This window comes from Acuticoccus kandeliae, assembly GCF_003073115.1.
The window spans coordinates 1,152,877-1,170,386 of the sequence record NZ_QBBV01000001.1; the positions used below are offsets into that span (position 1 = coordinate 1,152,877).

15 protein-coding genes are annotated in these 17,510 nt (G+C 68.9%); 7 read left to right on the forward strand and 8 right to left on the reverse strand.

Annotated elements, in window-relative coordinates; all coding sequences use genetic code 11:
* Positions 1-8: 8 nt before the first annotated feature.
* A complete protein-coding gene (gene cuyB, locus DBV35_RS05330) occupies positions 9-725 on the reverse strand; it encodes a cysteate racemase (RefSeq protein WP_108659170.1) in 717 nt (238 codons plus the stop codon).
* Positions 726-764: 39 nt separating this feature from the next.
* Complete coding sequence (gene cuyA / locus DBV35_RS05335; protein ID WP_108659171.1) at positions 765-1,778, reverse strand: D-cysteate sulfo-lyase; 1,014 nt, start codon at positions 1,776-1,778, stop codon at positions 765-767.
* Positions 1,779-2,175: 397 nt separating this feature from the next.
* Here cuyA and DBV35_RS05340 point away from each other — a divergent pair, with 397 nt between their 5' ends.
* The 4 genes from DBV35_RS05340 to fabI are packed head-to-tail and all read left to right on the forward strand — an operon-like array spanning position 2,176 to position 7,341.
* On the forward strand, positions 2,176-3,969 hold the full coding sequence (locus DBV35_RS05340; protein ID WP_108659172.1) for a PHA/PHB synthase family protein: 1,794 nt from the start codon (positions 2,176-2,178) through the stop codon (positions 3,967-3,969).
* Positions 3,970-3,976: 7 nt separating this feature from the next.
* Positions 3,977-5,374 carry a bifunctional enoyl-CoA hydratase/phosphate acetyltransferase gene (locus tag DBV35_RS05345; RefSeq protein WP_108659173.1) on the forward strand — a complete coding sequence of 466 codons (1,398 nt, stop codon included), beginning with the start codon at positions 3,977-3,979 and terminating at the stop codon, positions 5,372-5,374.
* A 1-nt stretch (position 5,375) separates the two neighbouring features.
* The gene (locus tag DBV35_RS05350; RefSeq protein ID WP_108659174.1) at positions 5,376-6,563 is read left to right on the forward strand and encodes an acetate/propionate family kinase; all 1,188 of its coding nucleotides are present in this window, start codon (positions 5,376-5,378) and stop codon (positions 6,561-6,563) included.
* A 4-nt stretch (positions 6,564-6,567) separates the two neighbouring features.
* Complete coding sequence (fabI, locus tag DBV35_RS05355) at positions 6,568-7,341, forward strand: enoyl-ACP reductase FabI (protein WP_108659175.1); 774 nt, start codon at positions 6,568-6,570, stop codon at positions 7,339-7,341.
* A gap of 4 nt (positions 7,342-7,345) precedes the next feature.
* Here the strand turns inward: fabI and DBV35_RS05360 are convergent, their stop codons facing one another.
* Positions 7,346-7,897 carry a DUF4334 domain-containing protein gene (locus DBV35_RS05360; RefSeq protein WP_108659176.1) on the reverse strand — a complete coding sequence of 184 codons (552 nt, stop codon included), beginning with the start codon at positions 7,895-7,897 and terminating at the stop codon, positions 7,346-7,348.
* A 283-nt stretch (positions 7,898-8,180) separates the two neighbouring features.
* Here DBV35_RS05360 and DBV35_RS05365 point away from each other — a divergent pair, with 283 nt between their 5' ends.
* Positions 8,181-9,419 carry an MFS transporter gene (locus tag DBV35_RS05365; protein ID WP_108659177.1) on the forward strand — a complete coding sequence of 413 codons (1,239 nt, stop codon included), beginning with the start codon at positions 8,181-8,183 and terminating at the stop codon, positions 9,417-9,419.
* Between the two features lie 78 nt (positions 9,420-9,497).
* Here the strand turns inward: DBV35_RS05365 and DBV35_RS05370 are convergent, their stop codons facing one another.
* On the reverse strand, positions 9,498-10,463 hold the full coding sequence (locus DBV35_RS05370) for a D-2-hydroxyacid dehydrogenase (protein WP_108659178.1): 966 nt from the start codon (positions 10,461-10,463) through the stop codon (positions 9,498-9,500).
* A 321-nt stretch (positions 10,464-10,784) separates the two neighbouring features.
* On the opposite strand from DBV35_RS05370, the gene DBV35_RS05375 reads away from it, so the two are divergent.
* Positions 10,785-11,894, forward strand: a complete 1,110-nt coding sequence (locus DBV35_RS05375) for an isocitrate/isopropylmalate dehydrogenase family protein (protein ID WP_245943847.1) — start codon at positions 10,785-10,787, stop codon at positions 11,892-11,894.
* A gap of 312 nt (positions 11,895-12,206) precedes the next feature.
* On the opposite strand, the gene DBV35_RS05380 is transcribed toward DBV35_RS05375, so the two are convergent.
* The 4 genes from DBV35_RS05380 to DBV35_RS05395 all read right to left on the reverse strand — a co-directional run bounded on the left by DBV35_RS05380 (position 12,207) and on the right by DBV35_RS05395 (position 16,157).
* Positions 12,207-13,247: a LacI family DNA-binding transcriptional regulator gene (locus DBV35_RS05380; protein ID WP_170134876.1), complete on the reverse strand. Its 1,041-nt coding sequence runs from the start codon at positions 13,245-13,247 to the stop codon at positions 12,207-12,209.
* A gap of 81 nt (positions 13,248-13,328) precedes the next feature.
* Positions 13,329-14,078, reverse strand: a complete 750-nt coding sequence (locus DBV35_RS05385) for a GntR family transcriptional regulator (RefSeq protein ID WP_108659181.1) — start codon at positions 14,076-14,078, stop codon at positions 13,329-13,331.
* Positions 14,071-15,123, reverse strand: a complete 1,053-nt coding sequence (locus DBV35_RS05390) for a Gfo/Idh/MocA family protein (RefSeq protein ID WP_108659182.1) — start codon at positions 15,121-15,123, stop codon at positions 14,071-14,073. The genes DBV35_RS05385 and DBV35_RS05390 overlap by 8 nt, the downstream gene beginning before the upstream one ends.
* Before the next feature lie 8 nt (positions 15,124-15,131).
* Positions 15,132-16,157 carry an SMP-30/gluconolactonase/LRE family protein gene (locus tag DBV35_RS05395; RefSeq protein WP_157961588.1) on the reverse strand — a complete coding sequence of 342 codons (1,026 nt, stop codon included), beginning with the start codon at positions 16,155-16,157 and terminating at the stop codon, positions 15,132-15,134.
* A gap of 144 nt (positions 16,158-16,301) precedes the next feature.
* Here DBV35_RS05395 and DBV35_RS05400 point away from each other — a divergent pair, with 144 nt between their 5' ends.
* A complete protein-coding gene (locus DBV35_RS05400; RefSeq protein ID WP_108659184.1) occupies positions 16,302-17,318 on the forward strand; it encodes a Bug family tripartite tricarboxylate transporter substrate binding protein in 1,017 nt (338 codons plus the stop codon).
* The last annotated feature ends 192 nt before the right edge of the window (positions 17,319-17,510 follow it).

The window sequence follows — 17,510 nt, forward strand, 5'->3', positions numbered from 1 at the left end:
GCGGCTTGTCAGCCGGCGGCGTGGGCGAGGGGGCGCGTCGCCGGCCCGGCCGCGGCGACGCACGCCTCGGCGAGGATGGTGACGGTGTCGATGACCGGCAGGGGGCCGGCGAGCGTGTCGGCGACGAGCGAGAACTCGCTGCACGCGACGATCGCGACGCCCGCGCCCTGTTCGGCGAGGCCGGCATAGGCGGCCCTGAGGGGAGCGGTTGCGGCCGCGCCCTGATCGCCGCGCTTGATCGCGCGGATCGCGCCGAGGAGGGCGTCGCGGTCGGGCGGATAGACGACATCGATGCCGGCGGCGGCGAAGGCGCGGTCGAAGATGGCGGTGATCTCGATCGCAGGCGAGCCGAGGAGGCCGACGCGCGCGACGCCCGGATGGCGGCGCCGCACCGCCTCCACCGTGAGGGCCACCATGTCGAGGAAGGGGATCGTGACCGCGCCGGTGATCGCCTCTGCGTAGGAATGGGCGGTGTTGCAGGGCATCGCGAGAAAATCGGCGCCGTGGCGTTCGAGCTTCGCCGCCATCCCGGCGATCGTCGGGCCGGGATCGATGCCGGTCTTCTCGATGAGATGGGCGATGCGGGAGGGGATCGCGGTGTTGTTGTCGACGATCATCGGCACGTGGTCGGAATCATCGCGCGCGGGGGTGAGGGCGATGATGCGGTTCATCAGGAGGACAGTCGCCTCCGGCCCCATCCCGCCGATGATCCCGATCACACGCATCGCCGGTCCCTTCCCGGTATCCGCCCCGCAGCGGCCGTCTCAGGCCGTGCGCGCATGATAGTCGAACTTCGCGGTGTAGCCGAAGAGGCCGACCGAGCCGCCCGTGTGCAGGAAGACGATGCGCTCGCCCGCCTTGTACGTGCCCTTGCGGATGAGGTCGATGAGGCCCGCCGCGCCCTTGCCGGAATAGACCGGGTCGAGAAGGATCCCCTCCATCCGGGCGAAGAGCTCGATCGCCTCGATCGTGCCCGGCGTCGGGATGCCGTACCCCTCGCCCACATAATCGGTGTTCGCGACCACGTCCTCGCGCGCGACGATGCCCGGATGGCCGAGCTTCTCGGCGGTGGCGCTCGCGAGCTTGAAGACGTTGCCCTCCTGGACCTCCTTCGGGGCGCGTACGCCGATGCCGAGGAGGGGGATATCGGCGTTCAGCATCTTGAGGCCGGTGACCATGCCGGCCTGGGTGCCGGCGCTTCCCGTCGCGTGGACGATGCGGTCGATGACGAGGCCGCGATCGTTCGCCTGACTGAGAAGCTCCATGGCGCAGTTGACGTAGCCGAGCGCGCCGGTGGGGTTCGAACCGCCGCCGGGGATGGTGAAGACGTTCTCGCCCGCGCCGCGGCGCATCTCCGCGACCGCCTCAAGCTCGGCGTTCATGTCGAGGCCGGGCGGGCGGTGCTCCAGCGTCGCGCCGTGGAGGAGGTCGAGGAAGACGTTGCCGTTCTCATTGTAGTTCGGATCATTGGTCGCGATCCGCTCTTCGAGGAGGAGATGGCATTTGAGGCCGACGCGGGCGGCGGCGGCCGCCGTCTGGCGGGCGTGGTTTGACTGGACGGCCCCGTGCGTCATCACGGTCTCGGCCCCGGCGGCGAGCGCCTCGGCGATGAGGAATTCGAGCTTGCGCGTCTTGTTGCCGCCCGAGGCGAGGCCGGTGCAATCGTCGCGCTTGATCCACAGCTCCGGCCCGCCGAGATGGGCCGAGAGGCGCGGCATCGGCTCCAGCGGGGTCGGCAGATGGGCCAGGCGGTAACGCGGGAAACGGGCCAGATGCATTGCGGCGCCTCCTTGCTTGTTCGCCGGGCGATCCTTTCGAAAAGCCGCCGCTCCCGCAAACCCAAATTCACCTGGCCCGAGTGCGACACGTCATCGGCGTGACATCTCGCCATGCACTGTCCACATGGGTCGGTGGCGGCGTGGGCATGGCCGGCCGGGTCCGAACTGGATATTGATTGTGCGGTGCGGCATAGTTTGCCGAAATGAATGTTCTACGGCGCGCAAGATCGCGAATGGTTCGCGGGCAGCCACCGCGCGTGGGGCATGAGCGCATGACGGCCCGTCGTCTGCGTCCCGCGGCGGACGGCACGGACCGGCGGCGAGCGGGACAGGGCGGCCGGACGAATGCGGCAGCGCAGTGCGCGCGGGCCGTTCCGGCGGGAAGAGGCTCTCGAGTATGGATGCGATGAAATTCGACACGAAGGGCACCGCCTCGCGGCCGGCGCTCGAAGACGTCGACGAGGGTGATGTCGAGGCGTTCCGCGCCATCGACCGGATGCGCGAGGCGTTCCTCGCGCAGGCGACCGGCGGCCTTTCGCCGGCGGCCCTCTCCCTCGCCTTCTATGACTGGTCGCTCCACCTCGCGATGGCGCCGGGCAAGCGGCTGGAGCTTGCGAACAAGGCGGCGCGGAAGGCGGCGCGGCTCCTCACCTACATGGGCTCCTCGATGCTGAGCCAGGACGTGCCGCCCTGCATCGAGCCCCTGCCGGGTGACCACCGCTTCAGCGGCAAATTGTGGGCCTCGCCACCCTATTCACTTTGGGCGCAGGCCTTCCTCCTGAACCAGCAATGGTGGCACGGCGTCACCCACAAGGTGCCGGGCGTCGAGCCGCACCACCAGGACGTCGTCTCCTTCACGATGCGGCAGATCCTCGACGTGTTCGCCCCGTCGAACAACCCGTTCACCAACCCCGAGGTGATCGCCAAGACGATCGAGACGAGCGGGCAGAATCTCGTCCAGGGCTTCCGCAACTGGATGGAGGACGCCAACCGGCACCTGACCGGGCAGCCCGAGGTGGGGACGGAGAATTTCCGCCCCGGCCGCGAGGTGGCGGTGACGCCGGGCAAGGTGGTCTACCGCAACCATCTCATCGAGCTGATCCAGTACAGCCCCGCGACGGCGGAGGTGGTCGCCGAGCCGATCCTGATCGTGCCGGCCTGGATCATGAAATATTATATCCTCGACCTCTCCCCGGATAATTCGTTCGTGCGCTACCTCGTCGGCGAGGGGCACACCGTCTTCTGCATCTCCTGGCGCAATCCGGGCGCGGCCGACCACGACCTGTCGCTCGACGACTATCGCCGCATGGGGGTGATGGATGCGCTCGACGCGATCGGGGCCATCGTGCCCGGCCGCAAGATCCACGCGACCGGCTACTGCCTCGGCGGGACGCTCCTGTCGATCGCGGCGGCATCGATGGCGCGCGCCGGGGACGAGCGGCTCGCGAGCGTGACGCTGCTCGCCGCGCAGACCGACTTCTCCGAGCCCGGTGAACTCGCCCTCTTCATCGACCCCAGCCAGATGCACTTCCTCGAGAGCATGATGTGGAACCGGGGCTATCTGTCCTCGGACCAGATGGCCGGCGCCTTCCAGCTCCTGCGCTCGAACGACCTCGTCTGGTCGCGCCTCGTCCACGACTACATGATGGGCGAGCGCACCCCGATGATCGACCTCATGGCCTGGAACGCCGATTCCACGCGCATGCCCTACAAGATGCACGCCGAATATCTCCAGCGCCTCTATCTCGACAACGACCTCGCGGCGGGCCGTCTCGTGATCGACGGGCGGCCGGTGGCGCTGCAGAACATCAAGGCGCCGATGTTCGCCGTCGGCACCGAGCGCGACCATGTCGCGCCGTGGCACTCGGTCTACAAGATCCACTATCTGACCGACACGGACGTGACCTTCGTGCTGACGAGCGGCGGGCACAATGCGGGTATCGTGTCCGAGCCCGGCCACAAGCACCGCCATTTCCGCATGGCCTTCAAGGCGTTCTCGGACCCCTGCGTCAGCGCCGACGAGTGGGAGGCGGCGGCGCCCGTCTATGAGGGGTCCTGGTGGCCGCAATGGAGCGCCTGGATCAAGAGCCACTCCGACGCCGAACGCGTCGGGCCGCCGATGCTCGGCGCGGCGAACAAGGGCTATCCGCCGCTCGAGGATGCGCCCGGCACCTACGTCTTCCAGCGCTGAGGATCGGATGACCGAAAAGCTGATGAAAAACCGGACCTTCGACGAGCTGAAGCTCGGCGAGTCCGCATCGATCGTGCGCGTCGTGGGGCGGGACGATATCGACCTCTTCGCCGCCGTCTCGGGCGACGTCAATCCGGCGCACCTCGACCCGGTCTTCGCCGAGACCGACATGTTCGGCCACGTGGTCGCGCACGGCATGTGGACGGGCGCGCTCGTCTCGGCCGTTCTCGGCACGGCGCTGCCCGGCCCCGGCACGATCTATCTCGGCCAGGAGATGCGCTTCATGAAGCCCGTCTCGCTCGGCGACACGATCGAGGCGACCGTCACCGTCAAGGAGAAGAAGGACAAGAAGCACATCGTCCTTCTGGACACGGTCTGCCGGAACCAGAAAGGCGAGGAGGTGCTGACCGGCGTCGCGACGGTGATCGCGCCGGACAAGACCATCGAATGGCCGCGCAAGAGGCTGCCCGACGTCTCGCTCCGCCGCCACGACCGCTACGAGGCGTTCGTGAAACTGGCGCGGGAGCGCCCGCCGATGCGCGCGGCGGTGGTCCATCCCTGCTCGGCCGCCGCGATCCTCGGCGCCGTGGAGGTCCACGCCGAGGGACTTCTCGACCCGATCCTTGTCGGGCCGAAGGCGAAGATCCTTGCCGCCGCCGAGGCCGCGAAGGTGTCGATCGCGGGCTTCACCATCATCGACGTGCCGCACAGCCACGCCGCGGCCGAGCGCGCGGTGGCGATGGCGGTGTCGGGCGAGGTCTCGACCCTCGTGAAGGGGAGCCTCCACACCGACGAGCTTCTCGGCGCGGTCATCGCGCCCGGCTCCGGCCTCAAGACCGAGCGGCGGATCAGCCACGTCTACGCGATGGACGTGCCGGCCTACGCCAAGCCCATCATCATCACGGACGCGGCGATCAACATCCAGCCGACGCTCGAGCACAAGCGCGACATCTGCCAGAACGCGGTCGACCTCCTCCACACGCTGGGGATGGAAGAACCGCTGGTGGCGGTGCTCGCCGCGGTCGAGACGGTGAACCCCAAGATGCCGGCGACGCTCGACGCCGCGGCGCTCACCGTGATGGCCGCGCGCGGCCAGATCACCGGCGCGAAGGTCGACGGCCCGCTCGCCTTCGACAACGCGATCAGCGCCGAGGCCGCGCGCACCAAGGGGATCGTGTCGCCGGTGGCGGGCCAGGCCGACATCCTCCTCGTGCCCGATCTCGAGGCAGGCAACATGCTCGCCAAGCAGCTCATCTATTTCGCCGGGGCGACGGCGGCCGGGCTCGTGCTCGGCGCGCGCGTGCCGATCGTGCTCACGAGCCGGGCCGATCCGCTGACGGCGCGGATCGGTTCGGCCGCGCTCGCCAAGCTCTCCGCCGCGCCGAAGCCGGTGGCGGGGATCTGAGATGGCGCCGGACCTTCTCCTCACCTTCAACGCCGGCTCGTCCACGGTGAAGGTCGGCCTCTTCGAGATGCACGGCGACAGCGTCGCGCGGATCGCGAAGGGCGTCCTCGATTTCCGCGCGAAGCCCGTCCGCTTCCACGTGGTCGAGGGGCCCGCGACGTTCGACGTGCCGCTGGAGGCCGAGCCCGGCGAAGGGCTCGCCGAGATCATGGACGAGGCGTTCGGCTGGCTCGCCGAGCATGTCGACATGAGCCGCATCGCCGTCGCCGGCCACCGCGTCGTCCATGGCGGCGATCTCTTCTCCGGCGCGGTCCGCCTCGACGCGGCGACGACGGACGCGATCGACGGCCTCACCAATCTCGCCCCGCTCCACCAGCCGCAGAGCGTGCGCCTCATCCGCGCCGTGCAGCATCTGCGGCCGGACCTCATCCAGACGGCCTCTTTCGACACCGCCTTCCACCGCACCAACCCGGACATCGTGCGCCGCTTCGCGATCCCGCGCGCGCTCGGCGACGAGGGGATCAAGCGCTACGGCTTCCACGGCCTCTCCTACAAGTTCATCGCGGGCGCGGTGGCGCGGCGCTTTCCGGCGCTCGCGGGCGGCAAGATCGTCGCCGCCCACCTCGGCAGCGGGGCGAGCGTGTGCGGGATGGACGCGGGCCGGAGCCAGGATTCCAGCATGGGCTTCTCGACCCTCGACGGGATCCCGATGGCGACGCGCTGCGGCGCGCTCGACCCCGGCGTCCTCCTCCATCTCCTCGGGCCGATGGGGCGGCCGCTCGATGAGGTGGAGGACATCCTCTACCACCAGTCCGGACTTATCGGCCTCTCCGGCGGGATCAGCGCGGACAGCCGCGTCCTCCTCGAGAGCGACGCGCCGGAGGCGCGCGAGGCCATCGAAGTCTTCACGCTGCGCGTCGCGGGCGAGATCGCGCGCCTCTCCGCGACGCTCGGCGGGCTCGACGCGATCGTGTTCACGGCGGGGATCGGCGAGAACCAGCCGGCGGTGCGCGAGGCGGTGATTGCGCGCCTCGGCTTCCTCGGCGCGACGCTCGACGCCGCCGCCAATGCGCGGAATGCCGAGACGATCAGCACCGCCGGGAGCCGCGTCGCGGTCCATGTCATCGAGACGGACGAGGAGACGGTGATCGCCGAGGAGGCGGTGGCCGTGCTCAAAGAGGGACACTGACGCGATGAACGCGATCGTCGATCTATCCGGAAAGCGCGGGCTCGTGGTGGGCATCGCCAACGAGCACAGCATCGCGGCTGGCTGCGCGGCGGCCTTCCGCGACGCGGGGGCCGAGCTCGCGGTGACCTACCTCAACGCCAAGGCCGAGCCCCATGTGCGGCCGGTCGCCGAGGGGCTCGGGGCCACGATCATCACGCCGTGCGACGTGCGCGTGCCGGGAGAGCTCGAAGCGGTTTTCGAGGAGATCGGGGCGAAGTGGGGCAAGCTCGACTTCCTCCTCCACTCGATCGCCTTCGCCCCGCGCGAGGATCTGCAGACGAGCGTCGTCAACTGCTCGGCGGAGGGGTTCGCGCTCGCGATGGATGTCTCGTGCCACTCCTTCATCCGCATGGCGCGGCTCGCGGCGCCGCTGATGACGGACGGCGGCTGCCTGATGACGGTGAGCTTCTACGGCGCCGACCGGGTGGTGGAGAATTACAACCTGATGGGCCCGGTGAAGGCGGCGCTGGAGTCCAGCGTGCGCTATATCGCGGCCGACCTCGCGCCACGGAAGATCCGCGCCCACGCGATCTCGGCGGGGCCGGTCATGACGCGGGCGGCCTCCGGCATCGGCCGCTTCGACGAGCTGATGGACGAGGTGCGCCAGCGCACGCCCGCCGGACAGCTCGTCACGATCGAGGAGATCGGCCGGATCGCGGCCTTCCTCGCGAGCGGGGCGGGGGCGCCGATGACGGGCTCGGTGGTCTTCGCCGACAACGGCTTCCACGTCGTCGCCTGAGCGCTCACTCCCGCTCCAGGATGAAGAGATAGGGCTCGGCGTCGCCGCGCATGTCCATGCAGCCGACCACGAGGTCGGCATCGACGCTGCGGAAGACGTCGATGATGGGGAGCGTGTCGTAGATCATCGCGGCGGTGAGGACGCCGCGGAACTCCAGTCGCCGCAGCCGCGCCTTCGGCTTCGTGGTGGCCGTGAGCGGGGAGAGGGTGCGCACGATCTTCGGCATCCGCGGCCGCCGCACGAGCTTCGGATAATCCTTCAGCGCCTTCAGCGTCGCGGCGGAGGGGGTCACGCTGTAGAGTGTCCCGTCGGGCTTTGCGAAGACGAGGGGGTGCACGTCCTCGGCCGATTCGAAGCGCTTCCCGTGCCAGCCGAAGCGCGGCAGCATCCCGTCGAACGGGTGGCCGGTCTCGAGGTCGCGCCCCCGCCAGGCACCGATCATCGCCTCGACGGGCGTTGCCGGCAGGCTGTCATAAAATGCGAGGGCCTCGGCCGTGCTGGTGCCCCGCTCGAGGGATGCGAGGCGCGCGCGGAGGGTCTCGGGGGCGTCATCCATCGCAGGATCCTCGTTCAGGCCGGAGCGAGGCGTGTTCTACCACGAACGGGCGCGCAGACTGCGCGGTTTCCCGCCGCGCGCGGCCGCCCGGCGGAGGGGCGCAAAAAATGACCGTCAGCTATGCGGTGAGTGCGTGGCCCGATTGTCCAGCAAACCTGCGGCACAATGACCGCATTGTGGGCAGGGGGGCGGGGCGGGGGTCGTAACCAAACGGTTGCCTGCCTTGCGGCATCGGCCATCCCGTGCCACACGGGAAAGGCCCACTAGCGATTGCGGCCACCCAATGAGCAGCACCACCATCAATCCGACCGCCTCGGTCGGGAGCCAGACGGCGCTCGCCGTGCTGGTCTCGCTGAGCCTTTGCCATTTCCTCAACGACACCATTCAGTCGTTGCTTCCGGCCATCTATCCGGTTCTCCAGCAGAACTATGCGCTGACCTTTACCCAGATCGGCATCATTCATTTGTGCTTCCAGGTAACGGCGTCGCTGCTTCAGCCGGCGGTGGGGCTCTACACCGATCGCAAGCCGCTCTTCCGCCTCGCCTCGGTCGGGATGGGGGCGAGCCTCATGGGCCTCGTGATCCTCGCGATCGCGACGCATTATTGGGCACTCCTCGTCGCGGCTATGTGCATCGGCATCGGCTCGTCGATCTTCCACCCCGATTCCTCGCGCGTCGCGCGGGCGGCCTCGGGCGGCCGGTTCGGCTTCGCCCAGTCGCTCTTCCAGGTCGGCGGCAATGTCGGGAGCGCGGTGGGCCCGCTGCTCGCGGCGCTGATCGTGCTGCCCTTCGGTCAGTCGAGCATCGCGTGGTTCTCGGTCCTCGCGCTCATCGGGATCGTGGTGCTCTGGAATGTCGGCTCGTGGGCGAAGGCGAACCATCTCGCCCGCGCGCGCGCCAGCGCCGGGCGGACCGCGCCGCGCGAGCATTCGGGCCTGCCGCAGCGCACGGTCGTCAAGCTGATCGCCGTCCTCGCGATGCTGATCTTCTCGAAATACATCTATCTGGCGAGCCTTTCGAGCTACTACACCTTCTACCTGATCGAGCGGTTCGAGCTGACGGTCGGCCAGTCCCAGCTCATGCTCTTCGTGTTCCTCGGCGCGGTCGCGGCGGGCACCTTCGTCGGCGGGCCGATCGGGGACCGTTTCGGCCGGCGCATGGTGATCTGGGTGTCGATCCTCGGCATCCTGCCCTTCACGCTCGCCCTGCCGTACGCGAACCTCTTCTGGACGGGCGTGCTGACGGTGATCATCGGAATCATCATCGCCTCGGCCTTCTCGGCGATCCTCGTCTATGCGCAGACGCTGGTGCCGGGCCGGGTCGGGATGATCTCGGGCCTCTTCTTCGGCTTCGCGTTCGGCGTCGGCGGCATCGGCGCGGCGGCGCTCGGCGCGGTGGCGGACTGGAAGGGCATCGCCTTCGTCTACCACGTGTGCTCCTTCCTGCCGCTCCTCGGCCTCCTCACCGTCTTCCTCCCCTCGGAGGAGAAGCTGCGCGAGGCGCAGCAGGCGGCGGCGGCCTGAGCTAGGGCCTCAACTAGGGCAGGGCCTGACGCCCTGCGGGGGCGGACCGCCCCCGCAATCGGCTCCCGGCGCGCGGCGTCAGACGACGACGTTGCGCGGCGTGCCCGCCCAGAAGGCGTCGACGAGGTCGATGAGCTGATCGGTGAGGCCCTGGATCGCCTCGCGGCTCGCCCAGGCCACATGCGGGGTCAGGATCACGTTGGGCCGGTCGGCGATGCGGCGCATGACGTGGCCGGCGCCCGGCGGCTCGGTCGTCACCACGTCGAACCCGGCACCGGAGATCAGCCCCTTGTCGAGCGCGTCGGCGAGCGCCTCCTCGTCCACGAGACCGCCGCGGGCGGTGTTGATGAGGAGCGGCTTGCGCGCCATCAGCGCGAACTCGCGGTGCGAGATGAGGTTGCGCGTGGACGGCATCAGCGGGCAGTGCAGCGTGATGACGTCGCTCAGCCGCATGACGTCGTCGAAGGGCGTGTAGAGCGGCCCCATCCCCTCCACACCCTTGTAGGTGGAGAAGAGGACCTTCATCCCGAACGCCTCGCCGAGCTTGGCGACGGACTTGCCGAGCGCCCCGTCACCGATGATGCCGAGCGTCGCGCCGGAAAGGTCCGCGATCGGGTAGTCGAAATAGCAGAATTGCGCGGCCTCCTCCCACCGCCCGTCCATGACGGACTGGCGGTAGGGGACGATGCTGCGGCGAAGCGCCAGGAGCAGCGCGAAGGTGTGCTCCGGTACGGTGTTCTTCGCATAATTGCGGATGTTGACGACGGTGACGCCATTGTCCTTGCACGCGGCGAGGTCGATCGCGTCATAGCCCGTCGCCGCGATGGCGATCAGCTTCAGGTGCTTCGCCCCCTCGATCGCTGCCCGGTCGAGCTTGACCTTGTTGTTGATGACGATGTCGGCGTCGCGGATGCGCTCGGCGGCGAGGTCGGGCGCGGTGCTGAGGTGGGTCGTCAGCTCGTGCGGGAAGTTCGGGGCCCGCATCACCGTCTCGGGGGAGATCGTCTCACGATCGAGGAACACGATCTTGGCCGGATCTCTCATCAAATCACCTCGTCGCTCATCGGGCCTGGCACGATCGGCGCGCCGGGGCCGGGGAGACCCGCGGGGCGCGCCTTCCGTCGGGCCGCGCTCGCTGCCGCATGGCGTCAGGATGCGTCGATCCCGGCGCCCGCTTCAATCCCCCTGTTTGCCGCGCACGGGATCGGACGAAAGGCGCGGGGTGGGCCTTCCGCGCAAGCGCATATTTGATGTACGCTAACATGAGATCATCGATGCCACGGCCACCCGCCTCGCGCCGGGGCCGGAGGCATCGCAAACAATCGGCCGGCCTTTCGCAGCGTTCGGCCCAAGAGGAGAGCTTTCGTGGCCAACGCTTTGCGAATCGCGACGTTGAAGGGTGACGGCATCGGTGTCGATGTGACGGACGCGATGATCGCGGTTCTTGCCGCGGTCGAGACCAGGATCGGCGGATTCCATCTGGAGTTCGAGGAATACGCGGTCGGCGCCGGATATTACAAAGAGACCGGCAAGGACATCTCTCCCGAGGCGGACAAGGCGGTCGGCGAGCTCGATGCGATCTATGTGGGCGCGATCGGGATGCCGAACATCCGCCATCCGGACGGGACCGAGATCGCGCCGCACCTGCGCCTGCGCGAGCGGTTCCAGCTCTATGCCGGCGTGCGGCCAGTGAAGGCCTACCCGAACACGCCTTGCCGCCTCGCCGACCCGCGCGCGGCGAAGATCGACCTCGTGGTCCTGCGCGAATCCACCGAGGGGCTCTTCTACTCGGCCGCGACGCACAACCGGCCGGGCCTTTGCACCGACGAGGTCGTGCAGGACGTCCTGCAGATCACCCGGCCGACCTCCGAGAAGCTGCACGATTTCGCCTTCAACCTCGCCCGCCGGCGCAAGGAGCGGGGCGGTCTCGGCAAGGTCACCTGCGTCGACAAGGCCAATGTGTTCCGCTCGATGGCCTTCCTGCGCAAGATCTTCTTCGAACGGGCCAAGAACTTTCCCGACATCGAGGCCGGCACGAACTATATCGACGCGCAGGCGCTCGACCTCATCCGCAAGCCCTGGGAGTTCGACGTTCTCGTCACGGAGAACATGTTCGGCGACATCCTGTCCGACCTCGCGGGTGGGCTCGTCGGCGGCATGGGGATGGCGGCCTGCGCCGAGATCGGCGACGAGCACGGCCTCTTCCAGCCCGCCCACGGCACCGCGCCGGACATCATGGGCCAGGACAAGGCAAACCCGCTCGCCGCGATCCTGTCGGGCGGGCTGATGCTCGACTATCTTGCCGACCGGAGCGGCTCGCAGGCGCTGCGCGACGGCGCGCGCCTCGTGGAGGACGCGATCGAGCTCGGCTTCAATACCAGCCGCCTGCGCCCGATGGAATTCGGCGGCGACATGGGGACGATTGCCGTCACCAAGGAGCTGATCGCCATCATCAGCGAGCCTGCCGTCCACTAAAGCCACGCGTGTGGGAGAGGGCGCCCCATTGGTCTGGCGCGATTGCTCTTCGCTCAGGTTGATCCAACCTGAGCGGCAAGCGCGCTAGAACACGCCTCGCTCGATCCGAAGCGGATTGAGCGAGAAAAGCGTGTTCGCCCCATTGGTCTGGCGCGATTGCTCTTTGCTCAGGTTGATCCAACCCGAGCGGCAAGCGCGCTAGAACACGTCTCGCTCAATCCGCATCGGATTGAGCGAGAAAAGCGTGTTCGCTCCATCAGTCTGGCGCGATTGCTTTTCGCTCAGGTTGATCCAACCTGAGCGGCAAGCGCGCTAGGCGCTCTCCCGCTCGATCAGCTTGAAGCCGAGATCGACGATCTTGTCGGCCGGGAGCCCCTGCAGGCGGCGCATGATGAGGTCGCCGCCGACGCGCCCGATCTGGTAGCGCGGCACGCGGATGGTGGTGATGCCCGGCACCGTCTCCGACGCGATCTCCTGGTCGTTGAAGCCGGTGATCGCGATGTCCTCCGGCACGCGGATGCCGCGCCGGGCGCACTCCGATATCATGCCCGCGGCCCACAGGTCCGAGGCGCAGAAGACGGCGTCGGGCGGCTCCGGTCGGTCGAGGAGGGCGGCGAGCGCGGCGCGGCCCTCGGCGATGCCGTAATTGGTGTGGAGCACCAGCTCTGGGTGGAATTCGAGCTCCATGTCCTCCAGCGCCGCCTTGAAGCCGCGCAGGCGCTCGTTCGCCCGGTCATTCTCCGCAGGCGGGACGCTGACGAAGCCGATCCGCTTGCGCCCGCGCCCGGCGATGAAGCGCGTCATCGTGCGCGCCGCCTCGTGGTTGGAGTAGCCGACGGCCATGTCGATCGGGCGGGGCGGGAGCGTGCCCATCTCGACCACCGGCACGGCCGCGCTCTGGAGGATGCGCCGCGTCGTCTCGGTGTGGTTCGCGCCCTGGATCAGCACGCCCGCCGGGCGGTGGCCGAGGAGGTTGCGCACGATCGTCTCCTCGCGCTGGGGCGAGCCGCCGCTGTTGCCGAGGAGGACGGAGAAGCCGGCATCCTCGAACGCGTCCGAGGCGCCCTGGATCGCGTCGGCGAAGACGCCGTGGGTGACGTAGGGGACGATCATCGACACGATGCGCGTGGTGGCGCTCGCAAGGCCGCCCGCGAGGAGGTTCGGCACGTAGCCGAGCTCGGCGATGGCGGCGTCGATCGCCGCGCGTGTCTTGCCGCTCACCCGGTCCGGATGGTGGAGCGCGCGCGAGACGGTGATCGCCGAGACCCCCGCCTTCCGGGCGACGTCTTCCATGCTGATCTGTCGGGCGCCGAGGCGCGCGCGGCGGGAGGGCGGGTCGTCGGGCTCGCTCATCTTCGAGGCCATCGCATAGGCCGGGAACGGCTGCAACGGATGGTGGCATTCACCCCCAATCCGGTGCGCCGCCCGGCGCCGTCAAAGCTGGGTGAGGTTGTGCTCGGCGAGGATGCGCAAGAGCATCGCGCCCGCCTCCTGGCGATGCGCGCGGTGGAGCGCGCGGGCGATCTCGGGCTGCTTCTTCACCATCGCGTCGACGAGCTTGATGTGCTCCTCGGTGGAATCGACCGGCTTCGGCCGCAGCTTCAGCGTGAGCATCCGCACCCGGTGGCTCTGGTCCCAGAACTGGAGCACGACCTGGCGCTGGCGGCGGTTGGCGCTCATCATGATGAGGTCGCGGTGGAAGGCGGCGTCGGCGCGCGCCCAGCGCGGGAGGTCGTCCTCCTCGAGCGCCGCCGTCATCTCGTTGGTGGCGGACCACAGAAGCGCCGCCTCGTCCTTGGTGAGGCCGCGCGTCGCGATCTCGGCCGCGACCTCGGCCTCCAGCACGGTGAGGATCGCGTAGATCTCGCGCATGTCCTCCGGGGAGACGGGGAGGACCCGCATCCCGTGGCGGGGACGGATTTCCACGAAGCCCTCGTTCTCGAGGCGGATCAGCGCCTCGCGCACCGGGGTCCGGCTCATCTTGAGGAGGTCGGCGAGTTCCTGCTCCAGGAAGTAGGTGCCCGCGCCGAACTCGTTGTCGAGCACGCGCTGCTTGATCGCCTCATAGGCGGTCTCGGCGCGGGTGCGGGCGCTGTCGGCGCGCGTCAGGGGCGGCGCGCCGAAGGGCACGACCGGGGCGATCGAACGCTCCTCGTCGAGGGAGGCGGGGGGCGCGCTACGCATCGCCGCCGCCGTCGAGCGCGATGCGCCGTCCTTCCGCGCTGGAGCGGTAGATCGCGTCCTCGATGACGAGGTTGGCGATATAGTCGGCGGCGCTGTTGTGGAGCGGCGCGCCGTCGAGGATGTGGGCAACGATGTGCGCCTCGGTGGCGCGGACGGCATCGCCCGCGAAGCCGATCTCCTGCCACTCATAGTCGTGCGGCACCCAGTCATTGGTGCCGAAGGGGCGGGTGAAGAGCTTGCCGTACCCGTCGAGCCAGAGCGCCATCTTCGAGCCGTCGAGGAAGAGCTCGCCCATGGTGAGGCGGCGGTTGTCGGCCGGATGGTCGGAGAGGCGGTTTCCGTCGAAGAGGGCGCGCACGCCGCCGCCATGGTCCATCACGAAGATCCCCGAATCCTCGCCGACGATCGCCGGGTTGAGACGGCGCAGGTCCGCATAGACCGACTGCGGCTCGCCGAGGAGATAGCGGAACGTGTCGATGAAGTGGATCGCGGTCTCGTGGATGAGGAAGCGGTCCATCGTCTGGAAATAAGGCTGGCGGTCGAGATAGGCGCGCGGACCCTGGCCGTCGCCGGGTCGCAGGCGGAAGGAGAGGCCGAAGATGTCGCCGAACGCGCCGGTGTCGATCAGGCGGCGGATCTCCACGAACCAGGGCGAGAAGCGGAAATTCTCGTGGACGACGAGGAGGATGCCGGCCGCGCGCGCGATTTCCACCGCCTCGCGCGCCTCGTCGAGCGTGCGGCAGAAGGCCTTCTGGCAGATCGTGTCGATCCCCGCCGCGGCCGTCATCTCGATGAGGGCCTTGTGGGTGGCGGGCGGGGTGATGATGTCGACGAGGTCGGGCTTTTCGGCGGCGATCATCTCGGCGGGGTCGGTGTAGACCGCGGGCACGCCGAATTCGCGGGCGTAGGCCTCCGCCTTGGCGCGGTCCGCGTCGCAGACGGCCGCGAGGTTCACGCGGTCCATGCGCGCCCAGCCGTCGTGGTGGAAGCGGCTGAAATATCCGGCGCCGATGGTGACGACCTTGAGGGGAGCGGTTGCGGGCATGGGGTCCTTCAGGCGGCCTTGGCCGGCAGGAGGCCGGCCTCTTCGAGCGGGGTGAGGTCGGCGTTCCAGTGGGCGGGCTCGGCGCCGGCGACGGGCGCGGCGAAGCTCGTGATGGAATCGCCGAGGAGGCAGCCGAGATAGGCCGTGCGCCGGTCCGGGCCGCCGAAGGCGAGGCTCGAGATGTTCTTGAGCGGCCCGTTATGCGGCCAGTCGAGCTCCTTGCGGGTGAGGGCGGCGGCGCGATAGGCGTGCTCCACCACATCGACCCGCTCCGGATCGGCATCGTCGAGAATGGTCGTGAGGGTGCCGTCCGGGTCGAGGCGGATCACCGAATTGGAGACGATCGAGGTGATCCAGAGCGCGCCCGCCTCGTCGAAGATCAGACCGTCGGGGAAGATTCCGCGGCCGTAGCGGGCGATGATTTCGCGCGGGCCGAGCGTGCCGTCGGCGCGGATCGCGAAGCGGCTCGTCTCGCGGGTGAAGGTCTCGTTCACGGTGAGGAAAGCGCCGTCCGCGCTGAAGACGCACTCGTTCGTGTAGCCGAGATCGTCGGCGACGATCACCGGCTTTCCGCCGGGCGGGAGCATCACGATGAAGCCGTCGCGCACGTCGCCGCGCGAGGCGAGGTGGCGGGGCGTGTGGCGGGTGGAAATCGTGACGTAGAGGCGGCCCTCGGCGTCCTTCGCGGCGAAATTCGACGGGGGGAGGGGGCGGCCGTCCATCTCGGTGAAGACGGGGGTGACCGTGCCGTCGGCGGAAAGGCGGAAGACGCCGCCCGTCTCGGCGCCGAGATGGGTGAGGAGGAAGCTCCCGTCATCCTCGAGGAGCACGCCGTTCGGCTTCAGCCCGGCATCGGGCGGGGCGAGGAGGCGGCGCACGGCCCCGCTCTCGGGCTCCAGGATGGAGACGCCGCCGCCCCCGGTCCAGTCCGCGGTGAAAAGGTAGCCGCTGGCGTGCGCGAGGACGCATTCGGGGCGGACGAGGCCGCTGCCGTGGTGGCGGAGCGAAGCGAGATCGAACGGGGTGCTATTCATGGCTTTACGTATACAATAAAACATACGATGATGTTAGCGGCAATCATTTGCCGCTGAACCACGAACCGCCCGACACCGCGCCGACGAGACAAGGGGCGCCATGCGTCGCGGTGGGCGCGGCAAAAACAAGATGGGAGGAACTCAGTGACACGACGCTATACGACGCTTCTCGGCACACTCGCGACCGCGGCCCTGATCACCGCCGGCTCCGCCGTCGCGCAGGACTATCCGACGCGCCCGATCACCAACGTCGTGGTGTGGAGCGCCGGCGGCGGCACCGACACCGTGAACCGCCTGATCATGGCCGAGATGGAAAAGGCGATGGACCGGGCGACCATTAACACGGTCAACCGCACCGGCGGCGTGGGTGGCTCCAACGGCATGTCCTACGTCTTCGGCCAGCCGTCCGACGGCTACACCCTCGTCGGCCTCTCCGAATCGGTCGTCACCGCCGCCGTCCAGGGCGGCTGGGACCAGCGGATCGGCGTGTGGGACATCTTCATCGTCGGCGGGTCGCCCGACCTCATCTCGGTCACCGCGAATTCCGACTATGACTCGCTCGAGGCGCTGATCGAGGCGGCGAAGGCGAATCCGGGCTCGATCCGCGCCGGCGCCAGCGCCGCGGGCTCGATCCACCACCTCAACCTCCTCGCGCTGGAGAACGGGTCGGGCGCGAAGTTCAACTACATCCCCTATGACGGGTCGGCCCCGGCGCAGAACGCGGCCGTCGCCGGCGAGGTCGAGCTCGTCGTGACCTCGCTCGCCGAGCAGCAGCAGCTCATCCAGGCCGGTCGCCTGAAGCCGCTCGCGATGCTCACCCCGGACGGCTTCACGTTCGAGGGCGTCGGCGACATCCCGTCCGCCTTCGACACCTTCCCGGACCTCTCCCAATACCTGCCGATCAGCCAGGCCATCGGCTTCGGCATCAAGTCGGACGCGCCGGACGACGTGAAGGCGACGATCACCGAGGCGTTCAACACCGCGATGGCGTCCGACGCGATCAAGGAGTTCGGGCAGAAGAACTTCTACAAGCTCTCCGGCGCGAGCGGCGAGGAGTCGGCCAAGATCTTCGACAACCTCGAATCGCTCTTCGCCTGGACGCTGTGGGAACTCGACGCGGCGACCGTCGACCCGGAAACGCTCGGCATCCCGAAGCCCTGAGACGGAACCGGAGCGCGGCCCCGCCGCGCTCCGACCTGGAACCGGCGCGCGGCCATGCCGCGCCTCGACCTGGAACCGGCGCGCGGCCATGCCGCGCCTCGACCCGGAACCGGCGCGCGGCCCTGCTGCGCCCCGACCTGGAACTGGCGCGCGGCCCGCCGTGCGCTGACCCGATGAACGCCGGCGGGCGCC

What these genes read in the sequence shown, in the direction of transcription:
- cuyB (WP_108659170.1), bottom strand. Translation starts at nt 725, where the DNA reads ATGCGTGTGATCGGGATCATCGGCGGGATGGGGCCGGAGGCGACTGTC.
- cuyA (WP_108659171.1), bottom strand. Translation starts at nt 1,778, where the DNA reads ATGCATCTGGCCCGTTTCCCGCGTTACCGCCTGGCCCATCTGCCGACC.
- DBV35_RS05340 (WP_108659172.1), top strand. Translation starts at nt 2,176, where the DNA reads ATGGATGCGATGAAATTCGACACGAAGGGCACCGCCTCGCGGCCGGCG.
- DBV35_RS05345 (WP_108659173.1), top strand. Translation starts at nt 3,977, where the DNA reads ATGACCGAAAAGCTGATGAAAAACCGGACCTTCGACGAGCTGAAGCTC.
- DBV35_RS05350 (WP_108659174.1), top strand. Translation starts at nt 5,376, where the DNA reads ATGGCGCCGGACCTTCTCCTCACCTTCAACGCCGGCTCGTCCACGGTG.
- fabI (WP_108659175.1), top strand. Translation starts at nt 6,568, where the DNA reads ATGAACGCGATCGTCGATCTATCCGGAAAGCGCGGGCTCGTGGTGGGC.
- DBV35_RS05360 (WP_108659176.1), bottom strand. Translation starts at nt 7,897, where the DNA reads ATGGATGACGCCCCCGAGACCCTCCGCGCGCGCCTCGCATCCCTCGAG.
- DBV35_RS05365 (WP_108659177.1), top strand. Translation starts at nt 8,181, where the DNA reads ATGAGCAGCACCACCATCAATCCGACCGCCTCGGTCGGGAGCCAGACG.
- DBV35_RS05370 (WP_108659178.1), bottom strand. Translation starts at nt 10,463, where the DNA reads ATGAGAGATCCGGCCAAGATCGTGTTCCTCGATCGTGAGACGATCTCC.
- DBV35_RS05380 (WP_170134876.1), bottom strand. Translation starts at nt 13,247, where the DNA reads ATGAGCGAGCCCGACGACCCGCCCTCCCGCCGCGCGCGCCTCGGCGCC.
- DBV35_RS05385 (WP_108659181.1), bottom strand. Translation starts at nt 14,078, where the DNA reads ATGCGTAGCGCGCCCCCCGCCTCCCTCGACGAGGAGCGTTCGATCGCC.
- DBV35_RS05390 (WP_108659182.1), bottom strand. Translation starts at nt 15,123, where the DNA reads ATGCCCGCAACCGCTCCCCTCAAGGTCGTCACCATCGGCGCCGGATAT.
- DBV35_RS05395 (WP_157961588.1), bottom strand. Translation starts at nt 16,157, where the DNA reads ATGAATAGCACCCCGTTCGATCTCGCTTCGCTCCGCCACCACGGCAGC.